This window comes from Kytococcus sedentarius (assembly GCF_041937525.1).
Lineage (GTDB): Bacteria > Actinomycetota > Actinomycetes > Actinomycetales > Dermatophilaceae > Kytococcus > Kytococcus sedentarius_A.
Genome location: NZ_CP169391.1, coordinates 1,678,232 through 1,692,666 on the forward strand (window position 1 = coordinate 1,678,232; position 14,435 = coordinate 1,692,666).

Genomic DNA, 14,435 nt, shown 5'->3' on the forward strand with positions numbered 1-14,435 from the left:
CGATAGCGGGCTCACCGGCGAGGTCAAGTCCACCCTGTGGGCAGACCCCCGCTCACGGGGTCGTTCACCGCAGCGGCACAAGGGTTGTCGGCCATCCCTGTGAGAGGCCCCACAGCACGCACCCGACGGCCGCCAGACCCAGCACGAGAGCCACCACCACCTGGGCCGCCGTGCTCCGCATCCCCCCGCTGAGGGTGAGTCGCGATCCCCGCCGCAGCGACGCACTGTCGATGCCCCACCACAGGCAGACCACGGCCACGAACGCCCCTGCACCCCACGCGAGCGCGTTGTCCAGACCGGTGGCTGCTCCGGCTCCGGAGGTGGTGAAGGAGCGCAGCGGGTCGTGCCCCAGCGCGAGGTTCACCACCACCACCGTCGCGCCACCCAGCAGCGCCGGGGCGATGAGGGAGGCGGCACCGCGTACGAGCGCCGTCACCAGGTGCCACGGGGCCCCGGCGACGATGCGCCAGGTGTCGCCGGTACGACGTCCTCGGGCGAACAGGCGACGGAGATGCGCCATCGCCACGTGGTCCGCCCACCGGACGACCAGAATCCAGGCAACGACCACCACCCCCACCGCGACGGGCCAGAGCATCGCGGCCGCGACCACCGCGATGGACCCCAGCAGCACCACCCAGCTGTGGCGGGGCTGCCGGGTGCGGGGGTCATAGGGGTGCAGCTGCGAACGACGGGGCATCCGGACCGCCCCCGAGTCCTCGGCGTGTGGGGGCTGTCCGGAGTGCCCTGCCTGCGGCGGCGAGGGCTGGCCCACCCCGTCGGTCGGCCCGGGCCACCCCTGCGCAGGCGGGTGGGGCTGTGGCCCGGACTGCGGGCGGGGTGCGTGGGGGTCATGCACCCCCTGAGCGTGGGGGTCATGCACCCCCTGAGCGCCCCACGAGGGGATCGCCGGCTCACGCAGCTGCCCGGCCGGCTGGTCACGGTGCTGGGCAGGAGGCTGCAGGAAGCCCTGTGATGCGGGGGGCTGCGTCGGCTCCTCGGCCCGGGAGGACGCCGCACGCGGCAGCTGGCGGGTGGGCGTGCGCTCGAACTGCTGCGTGGCGTCGGGGGCGGGCGCAGCGTCCCGGCCCGGCAGGTGGGAGGTCGATCGGCGCAGGGGCTGGGTGGCGTCCGTCGCCGTGCCCGCGCGCCCCATCGGCGCCGTGGCCTGCCCCGTGGTGTCCTGCACCGCCAGCGGCTGGGTGGCCTGGCGCTCCGGCATCGGCCCCCCGCCCCGGGTGATGACCTCGCGGACCTCCGCGGCCGTGGGCCGGTCCGCCGGGTCGACGGCCAGACAGGCCTCGGCCAGGGGGCGCCAGGCCGAGTCCATGGAGCGCAGGTCGTGCTCCCCCCGGCGGATGCGGGCGAGGATCGCCTCGTTCGGCCCCCCGCCGTAGGGGTTGCGACCGGTGGCGGCGAAGGAGAGGACCGCCCCCAGGCCCCACCAGTCCGTCGCGACCGTCGGCTGCCCACCCTCGATGAGCTCGGGGGCCAGGTACCCGGGTGTCCCCATCACCAGTCCGGTGGCGGTGAGGCGGCTCTCCTCGCCGATGTGGGCGATGCCGAAGTCGATGATGACGGGGTCGCCGGCGCTGTCGACCATCACGTTGCCGGGCTTGAGGTCGCGGTGCACCACGCCCGCGGCGTGGATGGCCCGCAGCGCCTCGTGCACACCGCCGACGAAGCGGTGGAGGGCCGCATCGTCCAGGGGGCCGTCGACGGCGAGACGCTCGTCCAGGGGCATGCCGGGGACGAACTCGGTGACGATGTAGGGGAACCGCCCGTCCACGTCCGCGTCCAGGAAGCTCGCCACCCGGGGGTGGCGAACACGGGCAAGCGTGGAGACCTCGCGCTCGAGGCGGGTGCGGGAGGACTCGTCGAACGCGATGTGCGGGTGCAGCACCTTGACGGCCACCGCGCGGCCGAGACGGTCGGTGGCCCGGTGCACGGTGCCCATGCCGCCGTGACCGAGCCGCTCCTCCAGCCGGTAGGGCCCCACCTGCGTCATCTCCATGCCCCCGAGGGTAGGCGGACAGGGCCGCAAGGGGCCTGCGACCCACGGCGGATCGGGGCGGCCACCCGTCGTTTGCGACCCCCACGTGCGTGTGGTGGGGTACCTGTTGAGGGGCCCCTGCGCCCCACCGGGAGGATGACCGTGAGTGAGCCCAGCAGCCCCGACACCTTCGACTTCGTGGTGGTCGCCAACCGCCTGCCGGTGGACCGCGTGGTGGACAGCGACGGCACCACCCAGTGGCGGACCTCCCCCGGTGGTCTGGTGACCGCCATGGAGGCCGTGATGCGGGTGGCCGACGGCGCCTGGGTGGGCTGGGCCGGGGAGGCGGGCGAGGCCCCCGAGCCCTTCGACGACGACGACATCCACCTGCACCCCGTGCCGCTGTCGGCCGAGGAGGTGCAGGACTACTACGAGGGCTTCTGCAACGACACCATCTGGCCGATCTACCACGACGTCATCGTCTCGGCGAGCTTCCACCGTGAGTGGTGGGCCAGCTACCGCCGGGTCAACGAGCGCTTCGCCCGAGCCGCCGCAGAGGTGGCCGCCGAGGGCGCGACCGTGTGGGTGCAGGACTACCAGTTGCAGCTGGTCCCCCAGATGCTGCGGGACCTGCGCCCCGACCTGCGGATCGGGTGGTTCAACCACATCCCCTTCCCTCCGGTGGAGCTGTTCGCCCAGCTCCCCTGGCGCCGGCAGATCCTGCGTGGCCTGCTGGGCGCCGACTTCCTCGGCTTCCAGCGGAACGACGATGCCGCGAACTTCCGCCGCTCGGCGGCCCGCCTCGCCGGCGTGACCCTCCAGGACGAGGTGCTCTCGCTCGCGGCGGAGGACGGGCGACAGGTGCGCGCGGCGGCCATCCCCATCAGCGTGGACTCCCGGCAGCTCGACGAGATGGCCCGCAGCGAGACCGTCCAGCGCCGGGCGGCGGAGCTGCGCCGGTCGCTGGGCGACCCGGACCACCTCATCCTGGGCATCGACCGGCTCGACTACACCAAGGGCATCCGGCACCGGCTCAAGGCCTACGGCGAGCTGCTCAAGGACGGCGAGCTGGCCCCGCCCCGGGCCACCTTCGTGCAGATCGCGACGCCCAGCAGGGAAAGGGTGGACGCCTACCGGAACCTGCGCGAGCAGGTGGAGGGCACCGTGGGCCACCTCAACGGCGACCACTCCCCCATCGGCGCCACCGCGATCCACTACATCCACCGCTCCCACCCCCGCCAGGACATGGCCGCCCTGTTCCTGGCCGCCGACGTGATGCTGGTGACGCCGCTGCGCGACGGCATGAACCTCGTGGCCAAGGAGTACGTGGCCTGCCAGGTGGACGACGGGGGCGCCCTGGTGCTCAGCGAGTTCACCGGCGCGGCGGAGGAGCTCCGGGACGCCTACCTGTGCAACCCGCACGACATCGAGGGCCTCAAGCAGACCATCATGCGGGCCATCACGGACGACGAGGACGAGCGCCGCCGCCGGATGCGCGCCCTGCGCGAGGTCGTCCTGGACAAGGACGTGCACACCTGGAGCCGTGACTTCCTGCTGGCCCTGGAGCACGCCCCCGACGAGCCGCCCCGCGACGACCAGGAGCCGGCGGTCATCACCGAGGCCGAGGACGCCCAGGAGGGCCGATGACGCAGACCGCCCCCGCAGGAGAGCCGATGAGGACCGCCGGCCCCACGCTGCCGGCACCGGACCAGGAGCACCTGGCCAGCGCCCCGTGGCTGGTGGTGGCCACCGACTTCGACGGCACCCTCGCCCCCTTCCACGACGACCCGATGGCGGTGGTGCCCCACCCCGACTCGATCGCCGCCCTGCGCCGTCTGGCCGCCCTGCCCACCACCCAGGTGGTCCTGGTCAGCGGCCGCGACGTCGCCACCCTGCAGCAGCTCAGCGGGCTGGGCCCCCAGGACGGCGTCTCACTGCTCGGCTCGCACGGCGGGGAACAGTGGCAGGTGGGCGAGGACGGTCCCACCGGCCTGGACGAGGACGAGCTGGCCCAGCGGGACATGCTCATCACCGGGGCCCGCGGCCTGGTGGCCGAGCACCCCGGGACGACCCTGGAGGTCAAGGCCGCCGGTGTGGTGGTCCACACCCGTCGGGCCACACCCGAGGTCGCCCTGGAGGCCCGCGGCGCCGTCCGCCGGCTGGGGCGGCGCTGCGGCGTGGAGCCCCTGCTGGGCAAGGACGTGCTGGAGCTCAGCGTGCTGCGCACCACCAAGGGCGAGGCGCTCGCGACCCTGGTGCACCGCCTGGGGCAGGACCGCTGGAACCGCCGCAGCCACCGTGAACGCACGCCCGGCTACACGCTCTGGTTCGCGGGCGACGACCTCACCGACGAGACCGTGTTCCGCGCCTTCGCCGACGAGGCCGGGGCGGTGCTGGTGAAGGTGGGCCCGGAGCGCACCCGCGCAACCTCCCGCGTGGACGGCATCGACGACGTGGCCCGCCTGCTCACCGCGCTCGCCGACGCCCGGGAGGGTGCGGCCGCACCCCCTGCCGACTGAACGCCTCAGCGGGAGGCTGCGGTCGTCCCCCGCACCACCAGCTCGGGGGCGAACAGCATCTCCCCGTGGCGGGGCGGGTCCTGGCCCTGGAGCTGCCACAGCAGGCGGTCCACCGTGGCCCGGGCCAGTGCCTCCACCGGCTGGCGCACCGTGGTCAGCGGCGGGTGGGTGAACTGCATCAGGATGGAGTCGTCGAAGCCCACCACCGAGAGGTCACCCGGCACCCGCACCCCCCGGGCGTCGGCCTCCCGGATGACCCCCAGTGCCATCAGGTCGCTGGCCGCGACGACCGCGGTGGCACCCCGGTCCAACAGGGCCGCACCTCCGGCGGCACCTCCCTCCACGGTGTAGAAGGTGTGCTCCACGTCCACCTCCACCCCCAGACGCTCCCCGGTGGCGCGCAGGGCCTCCACCTTGCGGCGCACCGGGACGAAGTGGCGCGGGCCAGCAGCCAGGCCGATGCGGCGGTGCCCCAGGCTCACCAGGTGCTCCACCGCCATCTCCACACCCAGCGCGTCGTCGCAGGCCAGGCAGTGGTCGGCCACGGGTTCCCGGGTGCCGTTGACCAGCACGAGCGGCAGCCCCCGGGCCAGGAGCCGCTGGTAGCGCTCGGTGCTGTTGCGGGTGTCAGCGTGCTTCCCGGAGGCCACCACCAGGGCCACCACGTCGCGCTGCAGCAGCAGATCGACGTAGTCCTCCTCGCTGACGCCCCCGACGGTCTGCGTGCACAGCACCGCCGTGTACCCGCTGGGCGCCAGCCGGGTCTCGATGGCCTGGGCCAGCGCGGGGAAGATCGGGTTGGACAGCTCGGGCGTGATCAGACCCACCAGGCCGCCACGACGCGGCCTCAGGTGGGTGGGGCGGTCCAGGCCCAGCGCGTCCAGGGCGCGCACCACCGCATCGGAGGAGGCGGGGCGCACACTGTGCCCGTTGAGCACTCGGCTCACGGTCGCCGGGGAGACGCCGGCGCGCGCGGCAAGGTCCTGCAGGCGCGTCGGCTTGGACATCACTTGACCGAGCCGGAGGTGAGACCGCTGACGAGCTGGCGCTGGAAGACCAGGTAGAGCACCACGACCGGGATCGAGGCCAGCAGCGCGCCGGCGGCGAACTCGCCGAACTGGGCGTTCTTCTCGTTGCCCTGCTGCATCTGCCACAGGCCGACACCCAGGGTCTGCGCGTCAGCGTCCTTGAGGAAGATGCTGGCCAGCATGAACTCGCCCCAGAACTGCACGAAGGCGAGCATGGCCACCGTCACCAGGATGGGCGCAACCAGGCGCAGCGTCATGGTGAAGAAGATGCGGGCGTGGGAGGCGCCGTCGATGGTGGCGGCCTCGTCCAGCTCGCGCGGCACGGTGTCGAAGTAGCCCTTGAGCAGCCAGATGTTCGCCCCCATCGCGCCACCGAGGTAGACGAGGATCAGGCCGAGCGAGGTGTTCAGGCCGATGGCCGGGATGATCTCGCCCACCCGCACCATCGTGAAGTAGAGCGCCACGAAGGTCAGCAGGGCGGGGAACATCTGCACCAGCAGCAGGGCGAAGAGCCCCGGGCGACGGCCGGTGAAGCGCAGGCGGGAGAAGGCGTAGGCGGCGCACGCACCGATGAAGACGGCGCCGGCCGTGGCCACCAGCGAGATGACCAGCGCGTTGCGGTACCAGGACCAGTACGGGCGGCTCTCGAACAGCTCCCGCCAGTTGTCCAGCGAGAAGCCGCTGGGCAGGAGGTTGGAGGTCGCCAGCGTGCCGGCCGGGTTCAGTGCCGCCGACAGGATGAACACGATGGGGAACAGCGCCCAGGCGATGGCGATCCACACGAGCAGGTGGCGCCACCAGGTGCCACTGCCACGGCGCTGACCCACCATGCGGGTGGTGTTGCGGGCGCGGGTCCCGGTGTCCTGCTCGACGTCGTCGGTCACCCCGGCGACGGGGGCGCCGTCCTGGGGCCCCACCGCATCGGACGGGTTGATGGCGGTGCTCATGTCAGTTGACCTCCTCGAGGGCCTTGGTGCGCGAGAAGCCGATGGCACCGAAGGCCGCGACGATGAAGAAGATGTAGACCGCCACCGCGGAGGCCAGGCCGAAGTTCGGGGTGGCGCCCTCGAAGGCCAGGCGGTAGGCGTAGGTGATCAGCAGGTCCGTGGACCCGATGTCGGTGTTGCCCTGGACGAACGGCCCGCCCTCGGTGAGCAGGTAGATCAGCCCGAAGTTGTTGAAGTTGAACGCGAACGAGGCGATCAACAGCGGACCCACGGCCACCAGCAGCAGCGGCATGATCACCGAGCGGACGGTGCGCCACCAGCCAGCACCGTCCATGGCGGCGGCCTCCTTGACGTCGGCCGGGATGGCCTGCAGGGCACCGGTGCAGATGATGAACATGTAGGGGAAGCCGAGCCACAGGTTGGTGATGAGGATGGCGGCACGGGCGGCCCACGGGTTGCCCAGCCAGTCCACGTTCAGCCCCGACAGGTCGTTGATGAGCCCGAAGTCCTGGTTGAACATCGAGGACCACACCAGCGCCGAGACGTACACCGGGATGGCGTACGGGAGGATCAGCAACGAGCGGTAGATCGACTTGCCCCTGAGGCGCTCGTCGTTGAAGAGCAGTGCCAGGAGCATGCCCAGCACGAAGGTGGTGACCACGCTCAACGCCGCGAAACCCAGGTTCCAGGCGAAGATCGAGAGGAATCCGCCGCGGAGGGTGTCGTCCTGCAGGACCTTGAGGTAGTTGTCCAGGCCGACGTTCTGCTTCCAGCCCTGCGGCAGGGCGTTGCCCTCGCCGTCCTGCGGCACCCAGCGCGCATCGTCGCTGGGCACGTACACCGTGCCGGTGCGCTGGTCGGTGAGGGTGTCGGCGGACTCGTCGTAGGTGATCTGGGGTTCGCCCACGAAGGCCTGGCTCAGCCCGAGGGCCTTGATGCCGCCGTCGTCCACCGGCACGGCGAAGTCGTTGAGCTCCTGGGAGCGCTCGTTCACCTGCTTGGGGTCGAGCAGCTGGTAGCCCTCGGCGGCGGTGATCTTGCCGGCAGAGGTGGCCTCGATGCCGCCCTCGATCTCCCCCATGCCCTCCAGGGAGCCGGCGAAGTGGGTGCCCTCGGCGTCGGTGAGCAGGTAGACCAGATCACCGGTGGCGGGGTCGGCGCCCTCCGGGACGGCCACGGAGAGGGCGTAGCGCTCGGAGCCCTCGACCTGCTGCACGGAGCTGGCCTGGATGATCTGGACGGTCTCGTCCTTGGTGAGCTGGTGCCCCGCGCCGGTGTTCGTGAACGACAGTGCCACCGTGTACACCAGCGGCCACACCTGCAGGGCCAGCAGCAGCACCAGCCCCGGCCACAGGTACTTCATGGGCACGAAGCGCCGGGTGGCGTAGACGACCAGCGTCATCATGGCCAGGAATGCCGCCAGGACCACGCCCAGCCAGGCCCCGGCCTCCAGGGACCGCTGGACCGCATAGGCACCCAGGGCAAGCACGCCCAGGATCAGCAGCCACTTCAGGACGGTTCCGCCCAGGTTGCCGGTGCGCCCACCGGTGGGGGCCCCGAGGCCCACGTTCGCGCTCATGCACCACTCCAGCTCGTCACGGTGCGGCCGGTCGGCCGCGGGGCGCCCTCCGGGTGGAGGGCGCCCCCGGGGTCACGCGGGCGGGGCCCCCGTGACCGGTCGGCCTCAGAGGGCCTGCTTGATCTCCTCGGCAGCAGCCTTCAGGCGCTCGGCCGGGGCCTTGCCGCCCACGATGTCGGCGGTGGCCTGGCCCAGCGGGGCCCAGACGGCGTTCATCGCGGGGATGTTCGGCATCGGGTCGCCACCCTCGGCCGCGTCCTTCCAGGCCGCCACGGTCTCGTCGGACTCCGCGGCCTTCTCGTAGGCCGAGGTCAGGGCCGGGGGACGCTGGCCGGCCTCGAACATGGCCAGCTGCACCTCATCGGTGGCAGCGAAGTTGCTCACGAACTCCTGGGCGATCACACCGTTCTCGGCCTTGGCCGAGACGTAGAACATCTGCACACCCAGCGGGGAGACGGGCTGGCCGCCGTCCTCGAACGGCGGGATGGCGCTCACCTCGTAGGAGATGCCGGCCTCCTCGGCCTGCTCGAGGGCCCACGGTCCGGAGATCACGTAGGGGGCGTCGCCCTCGGCGAACAGCGACAGGGCGTTCGAGGAGTCGATGTTGGTGTTCAGCGCCTTCTGCTCGGCGAGCCAGGCCCACTTCTCGGCGCCCTTGACCATGTCGTCGGAGCCCACGGTGAGCTCGGAGCTGTAGCCGCCTCCGTCCTCCTTGGCGAACAGCGAGCCGCCGTAGGCCGCCAGGAAGGGGTAGGCGTGGTAGGCGTCACCCTGCTTGCCCACCTGCAGCGACATGACGTTCTTGGCCTTGCCGTCCTTGACCAGGGACTGGCCGGTCTCCACCAGCTCCTCCATGGTCTTGGGGGCCTCCGGGGCCAACTCGGTGTTGCGGATCAGGCCCAGGCCCTCCACCGCGTAGGGGGTGCCATAGGTCTGGCCGTCGTACTTGGTGGCCTCGGCGGCCTCGGGCGAGAAGCTGTTCAGGGTCTCCTCGGAGAGCTGCACGGGGGCGATCACACCGTCCTGCACGAACTCGCCGGCCCAGTCGTGCGGGGCCACGATGATGTCCGGGCCCTCGCCGGCACCGGTGGCGTCCTTGTACTGCTGGCGCAGCTGCTCGTTGGCCACGGTCTGCACGGCCACCGTGATGCCCTGCTCCTCCTCGAAGCTGGTCTTCACCTCGTTGAGGGCCTTGGTGCGCAGGTCGTCCGCCCAGATCACCAGGTCGGCGTTCTCGTCGCGCTTCGGGGCTGCGGTCGGGGCGGAGGACTCGCCGGCCGCGGGCTCGGACTCCTCGTCACCCGACTCACCCGATGCGTCGGACTCACCCGAGGGCGACTCCTCACCCTCGCCGGACTCGCCGGACGCCTCGTCGCCCGACTCACCGGACTCGCCGGACTCCTGGCTGCTGGCGCCGCCTCCGGACGTGGTGTCGTCGGCGCTGTCCGAGTCGCCGCCGCAGGCGCTGAGCGTGAGGGCCGCGATGCTGACGGTCGCCGCGAGGGACAGGGTGGTGCGCTTCATGGGGTTTCTCCTTGTCGGGCGGGGCACCGCCGGGGGGGGGGAGGCCCCGCTGACGACCTGCCGAGCGGGGGCGATGCCGGAGCAACAGTCTGCACCAGTTTTCAGAAAACTGAAAGGCACGGGCGCTCTGCTGCAAGATCGTGTCGGGATCGTGACCTGGTGGCAGTGACAGAGTTGGCCCATGGCGTACGACATCACCGCTGCGCGGATGAAGCCCGGCCTGTTCGCCCTGCCCTGGGACACCCCCCTCGAGCAGTGGCCCACCGAGCTCATCTCCGCCCTGCCACGCGGCATCAGTCGGCACGTGGTGCGCTTCGTGGAGGTCGATGGGGAGATCCTCGCCGTCAAGGAGATCACCGAGCACCTCGCGCGCAAGGAGTACCGCCTGCTGCACGTGCTGGACCGCATGGGCCAGCCGGCCGTGGATCCCGTCGCCGTGGTGGCCGGCCGGACCGACCCCGCTGGCGAGCCACTGGACGCCTGCCTGGTGACCAAACACCTCCCCTACTCGCTCCCCTACCGCTCGCTGTTCAGCCAGACCCTGCGCCGGGCCACGGCGGTCAAGCTCATCGATGCCCTGGCCGTGCTGCTCACCCGAGTGCACATGGCCGGCATGTTCTGGGGCGACGTCTCGCTCTCGAACACCCTCTTCCGGCGCGATGCGGGGGAGTTCGCCGCGTACGTGGTGGACGTGGAGACCGCCGAGCTGCACGAGCGCCTCACCGACGGGCAGCGCCAGCACGACCTGTTCCTGGCTCACGGCAACGTCGCCGGCGAGCTGATGGACCTCATCGGTGGCGGATTCCTGCCCGAGGAGACCGACCCCCTCGCCATCGCGGACCGCCTGCAGGAGCGCTACGACCTGCTCTGGGCGGAGCTCACCGAGACCGAGGAGATCCCGGCCGACCAGCACTGGCGGGTGGCCGAGCGCATCGGCGTGCTCAACGAGCTGGGTTTCGACGTGGGTGAGATCGAGGTGACCACCGACATCGGCGGTGCCCACCTGCGCATCCAGCCCAAGATCGTCGATGCGGGACACCACACCCGTCGGCTGATGCGACTCACCGGGCTCGACGTGGAGGAGAACCAGGCCCGTCGCCTGCTCAACGACCTGGACTCGTTCACGGCCTCGCAGGGGCGGCAGAACGACGACGAGTCGCTGGTGGCGCACGACTGGCTCACCCGCATCTACGAGCCGATCACCCGCCAGGTGCCCACCGAGCTGCGGGGGCGCCTGGAGCCGGCGGAACTGTTCCACGAGGTGCTGGAGCACCGCTGGTACCTGTCCGAGCAGCAGCAGCGGGCGGTCACCATCGAGGAGGCGATCGTGGAGTACGTGGACAGCGTGCTCCCCTCGAAGCGCCCCGAGGAGGTGCTCCTGGCCCCCCGCGACGCGACCTCCCCGGAGACCGTCGACACACCGGTCCCCGGGGAGGCCTCACCGTCCGCGGACGGTGACTGAACGCGCCGTCAGTTGTTGTAGGTGCTGGCGGCGCCGTTGGCGATCTTCACGCCCATGTAGGCCGTCCATCCCACCGGGAAGCCCTTGAACGCGACGTCGAGGTCGGTGGAGTACCGGTAGTCACGGTCGGAGAACTTCTCGATGCGGTGGCCCGAGAGCGAGCACCCCACACAGTGGTGGTGGCTGCCCCAGGCCCTGGTGATCTTGTCGTGCGAGTCGCGCACCGACTCACGGTCGTAGTAGAAGCCCATGCTGATCACACCCAGGTTGACGTTGGCCTTGCAGCCCTTCCACGTGTAGTGGTACGCGCTGCTGGACGTCTGACAGCCGCTGATGCCCATGGGCTTGGCGCCGCCGAGGACCCCCTGGACCGGTCCTGCCCCACTGTCGGCCTGCAGCTCGGCCACCGAGCCGTCGGCGTACACCTGTCGCGTGGTCTCGGCGCCGTCGACGACCACCTGGTCCTCACGCACAGGCTCGGCCTGGGGGTCGAGCGAGTCCCACATCTCGCCGGCCTCCCAGGAGGCGACCAGCTCGTCCTGCGTGGTGCCTTCCACCCCGAGCTCGGCCAGGTTGTCACGCAGCTGCTGCTCGTCCTGGGCGGACAGCGCAGCCGGCTGGTCGGACGAGGACTGCGTGTCGGACGCCTGGGTGGCGGGTGCCGCCCCCAGGGTCAGCGCAGCAGTCGCGGCCACGGCCATGGCGGTGGTGATGTTCTTCGGACGGATCGTGACGTTCATCGGAATCTCCCTCCGTCGTCGCCTCGTGTGTGCTCGCGACGACCATCGATGGAACCTCTCGGCCCCCGGATCCTCACCGGGTCCCTCCACCGTAGGAAGGAATCCATCACTGCGGGTCAAGATCACCCAAAGATCACGTCATGGGTCTGGAAGCACGGGACCATCGCCCCGTGCGGTCCGGGGCGATGGTCCGAAGGCCGCGGGCTCAGCCCTCCTGCTGGGCGCGCTCCCGGGCGATCTCGTAGAGGGTGACCGCCGCAGCGGTGCCGGCGTTGAGCGACTCGTTGCCCGCCGTCATCGGAATGCTGACGATCTGGTCGCAGTGTTCACGGGTGAGACGGGAGATGCCCTTGCCCTCGGAGCCCACGACCACCACGAGGGGGTCCGGGGCCAGCGGCAGACCGGGCAGCTCGACGTCACCCTCGGCGTCCAGGCCGATGACGAACACGCCCTGGCTGCGCAGCTCCTGCAGCGCCCGGTTCAGGTTGGTCACCCGCGCCACCGGCAGGCGGGCCGCGGCCCCGGCGGAGGTGCGCCACGCAGCCGCCGTCACCCCGGCCGAGCGGCGCTCGGTGATGATGATGCCGTGCGCCCCGAAGGCCGCCGCAGACCGGATGATGGCGCCCAGGTTGCGTGGGTCGGTGATGCCGTCGAGGGCCACGAACAGGGGCGTCACGTCCGCCGTGGCGTCCAGCAGGGTGTCGAGGTCGCCGTAGTCGTACGGCGGCACCTGCAGCACAAGGCCCTGGTGGACCTCCCCGTTGGAGAGGCGGTCCAGCTCCGGACGGCCGGCCTCCAGCAGCGGGATGCCCTGCTCGGAGGCCAGGCGCAGCGCCTCCTTCACCCGGTCGTCCGACTCGATGGTGGCGGCAACGTACAGGTGGGTGGCCGGCACCCGGGTGCGCAGCGCCTCGAGCACCGCGTTGCGGCCCAGCACCAGCTCGGTGGAGTCCTTGCCGCTGCGGGCCTTGCTGGACCGCTGCGGACGCTGCCCGCCGGCGGCCTTCTCGGCGCGGCGGGCGCGCTTGGCGGCCGGGTGGTACTCGCGGTCCTCGGCCTTGGGCGTGGGTCCCTTACCCTGCAGGCCCTTGCGACGATGACCGCCGCTGCCCACCTGCATGCCCTTCTTGGTGCTGCTCTTGCGGGTCGCGCCACGGCGCGACGAGTTGCCTCGCACGTCAGGTCTCCTTGGTGGTGTGGGTGAGTTCCCAGGTGGCACCGTCCGGGCCGTCGGCCACGGTGATGCCCAGGGCCGCCAGGGTGTCGCGGATGGCGTCCGCGGTGGCGAAGTCCTTCTGCTGCTTGGCCGCCGCGCGTGCCGCGAGCCGCTCCGAGACCAGGCCGTCCAGTGCCTCCACGGCGGCGGAGTCGCCACCGGATCCCTCGGACCACTGCGGGTCCAACGGGTCCAGGCCCAGCACGTCCAGCATGCCGGTCACGGCGACGGCCACCTGGCGGGAGTCACCCGCATCGGAGCCGGAGGCCAGGGCGGCGTTGCCCCGGCGCACCAGGTCGAAGACCACGGCGAGCGCGGCGGAGACGTTCACGTCGTCGTCCATCGCCGCGGCGAAGGCCTCGGGCAGGGCCGCCTCGGCGGCCGCGGCGCGCAGCTCGGCGGCCGTCCACCCCATCGAGTCCAGCGCACGGTGGAGGAAGCCCTCCACGCGCTCCACCTGGGCGGTCGCCTCATCGAGCGAGGTGGGCGTGTACTCCAGCGCGGACCGGTAGTGCACGGTGGCGAGCAGCCAGCGCACGGACAGCGGGCGGTAGGTCTTCGTGAGCTCCTCGACGGTGAGGGTGTTGCCGATGGACTTGCTCATCTTCTCGCCGCCGGTGGTGAGCATGCCGTTGTGCAACCAGAAGCTGGTGAAGCCGAAACCCGCTGCGCGGGACTGGGCCTGCTCGTTCTCGTGGTGAGGGAAGCGCAGGTCGTTGCCGCCGCCGTGGATGTCGAACTCCTCCCCCAGCCAGCGCCACGCCATCGCCGAGCACTCCAGGTGCCAGCCCGGGCGGCCGCGGCCCCAGGGGGTGGGCCAGGTGGCGGTGTGGGGCTCGTCGGCCTTCGCGCCCTTCCACAGGGCGAAGTCGCGCGGGTCGCGCTTGCCGCGGGGGTCGGCGTCGGCGGCGGGGGCCATGTCCTCGATGCGCTGGCGGGTCAGCTCGCCGTAGGCCTCCCAGGAGCGCACGTCGAAGTACACGTCGCCGGAGCCGTCGTCGGCCGGGTAGGCGTGGCCCCGCTCGATGAGGCGCTCCATCAGCTCGATCATGTCCGGCACGTGGCCGGTGGCGCGCGGCTCGTAGGAGGGAGGACGGACGCCGATGGTCTCCAGGGCGGCGCTGGTCTCGCGCTCGTAGCGCTGGCTCCACTCGTTCCAGGGCACGCCGTTCTCGGCCGACTTGGCGAGGATCTTGTCGTCGATGTCGGTCACGTTGCGCACGAGCGTGACCTCCAGCCCGTGGCCGCGCTCCATCCATCGGCGCAGCACGTCGAACGCGACGGCGAAACGCAGGTGGCCGATGTGGGGGCTCGTCTGCGTGGTGAGCCCACAGATGTAGATGCTCGCCCTGCCGGGAATGCGCGGGACGAAGTCCCGGACCTCGCGGGTGGCCGAGTCATGCAGTCTGAGAGTCACGCGCCAGAGTCTA

At 71.5% G+C, this 14,435-nt stretch carries 11 protein-coding genes; 3 read left to right on the forward strand and 8 right to left on the reverse strand.

What is annotated here, in order from left to right; all coding sequences use genetic code 11:
* Positions 1 to 64: 64 nt before the first annotated feature.
* Entirely contained in the window at positions 65 to 2,011 is a 1,947-nt protein-coding gene (locus ACEY2A_RS07720) for a protein kinase (RefSeq protein ID WP_374928022.1), read from the reverse strand.
* A 135-nt stretch (positions 2,012 to 2,146) separates the two neighbouring features.
* On the opposite strand from ACEY2A_RS07720, the gene ACEY2A_RS07725 reads away from it, so the two are divergent.
* The gene (locus ACEY2A_RS07725) at positions 2,147 to 3,637 is read left to right on the forward strand and encodes a trehalose-6-phosphate synthase (RefSeq protein WP_374928023.1); all 1,491 of its coding nucleotides are present in this window, start codon (positions 2,147 to 2,149) and stop codon (positions 3,635 to 3,637) included.
* A complete protein-coding gene (gene otsB, locus ACEY2A_RS07730; protein ID WP_374928024.1) occupies positions 3,634 to 4,509 on the forward strand; it encodes a trehalose-phosphatase in 876 nt (291 codons plus the stop codon). Before ACEY2A_RS07725 ends, otsB begins: the two co-directional genes overlap by 4 nt.
* Positions 4,510 to 4,514: 5 nt before the next feature.
* Here otsB and ACEY2A_RS07735 read toward each other — a convergent pair whose 3' ends face one another.
* The 4 genes from ACEY2A_RS07735 to ACEY2A_RS07750 form a co-directional block, all read right to left on the reverse strand.
* Complete coding sequence (locus ACEY2A_RS07735) at positions 4,515 to 5,516, reverse strand: LacI family DNA-binding transcriptional regulator (protein WP_374928025.1); 1,002 nt, start codon at positions 5,514 to 5,516, stop codon at positions 4,515 to 4,517.
* The gene (locus tag ACEY2A_RS07740) at positions 5,516 to 6,484 is read right to left on the reverse strand and encodes a sugar ABC transporter permease (protein WP_374928026.1); all 969 of its coding nucleotides are present in this window, start codon (positions 6,482 to 6,484) and stop codon (positions 5,516 to 5,518) included. Before ACEY2A_RS07740 ends, ACEY2A_RS07735 begins: the two co-directional genes overlap by 1 nt.
* Before the next feature lies 1 nt (position 6,485).
* On the reverse strand, positions 6,486 to 8,063 hold the full coding sequence (locus ACEY2A_RS07745; RefSeq protein ID WP_374928027.1) for an ABC transporter permease subunit: 1,578 nt from the start codon (positions 8,061 to 8,063) through the stop codon (positions 6,486 to 6,488).
* Between the two features lie 105 nt (positions 8,064 to 8,168).
* Entirely contained in the window at positions 8,169 to 9,587 is a 1,419-nt protein-coding gene (locus ACEY2A_RS07750; RefSeq protein ID WP_374928028.1) for an extracellular solute-binding protein, read from the reverse strand.
* Positions 9,588 to 9,768: 181 nt separating this feature from the next.
* On the opposite strand from ACEY2A_RS07750, the gene ACEY2A_RS07755 reads away from it, so the two are divergent.
* On the forward strand, positions 9,769 to 11,049 hold the full coding sequence (locus tag ACEY2A_RS07755) for a DUF4032 domain-containing protein (protein WP_374928029.1): 1,281 nt from the start codon (positions 9,769 to 9,771) through the stop codon (positions 11,047 to 11,049).
* Between the two features lie 8 nt (positions 11,050 to 11,057).
* Here the strand turns inward: ACEY2A_RS07755 and ACEY2A_RS07760 are convergent, their stop codons facing one another.
* The 3 genes from ACEY2A_RS07760 to cysS all read right to left on the reverse strand — a co-directional run bounded on the left by ACEY2A_RS07760 (position 11,058) and on the right by cysS (position 14,422).
* Entirely contained in the window at positions 11,058 to 11,789 is a 732-nt protein-coding gene (locus ACEY2A_RS07760; RefSeq protein ID WP_374928030.1) for a hypothetical protein, read from the reverse strand.
* 205 nt (positions 11,790 to 11,994) lie between these two features.
* Positions 11,995 to 12,966 carry a 23S rRNA (guanosine(2251)-2'-O)-methyltransferase RlmB gene (rlmB, locus tag ACEY2A_RS07765; RefSeq protein ID WP_374928031.1) on the reverse strand — a complete coding sequence of 324 codons (972 nt, stop codon included), beginning with the start codon at positions 12,964 to 12,966 and terminating at the stop codon, positions 11,995 to 11,997.
* A 1-nt stretch (position 12,967) separates the two neighbouring features.
* Positions 12,968 to 14,422: a cysteine--tRNA ligase gene (gene cysS, locus ACEY2A_RS07770; protein WP_374928032.1), complete on the reverse strand. Its 1,455-nt coding sequence runs from the start codon at positions 14,420 to 14,422 to the stop codon at positions 12,968 to 12,970.
* Between the last annotated feature and the right edge of the window lie 13 nt (positions 14,423 to 14,435).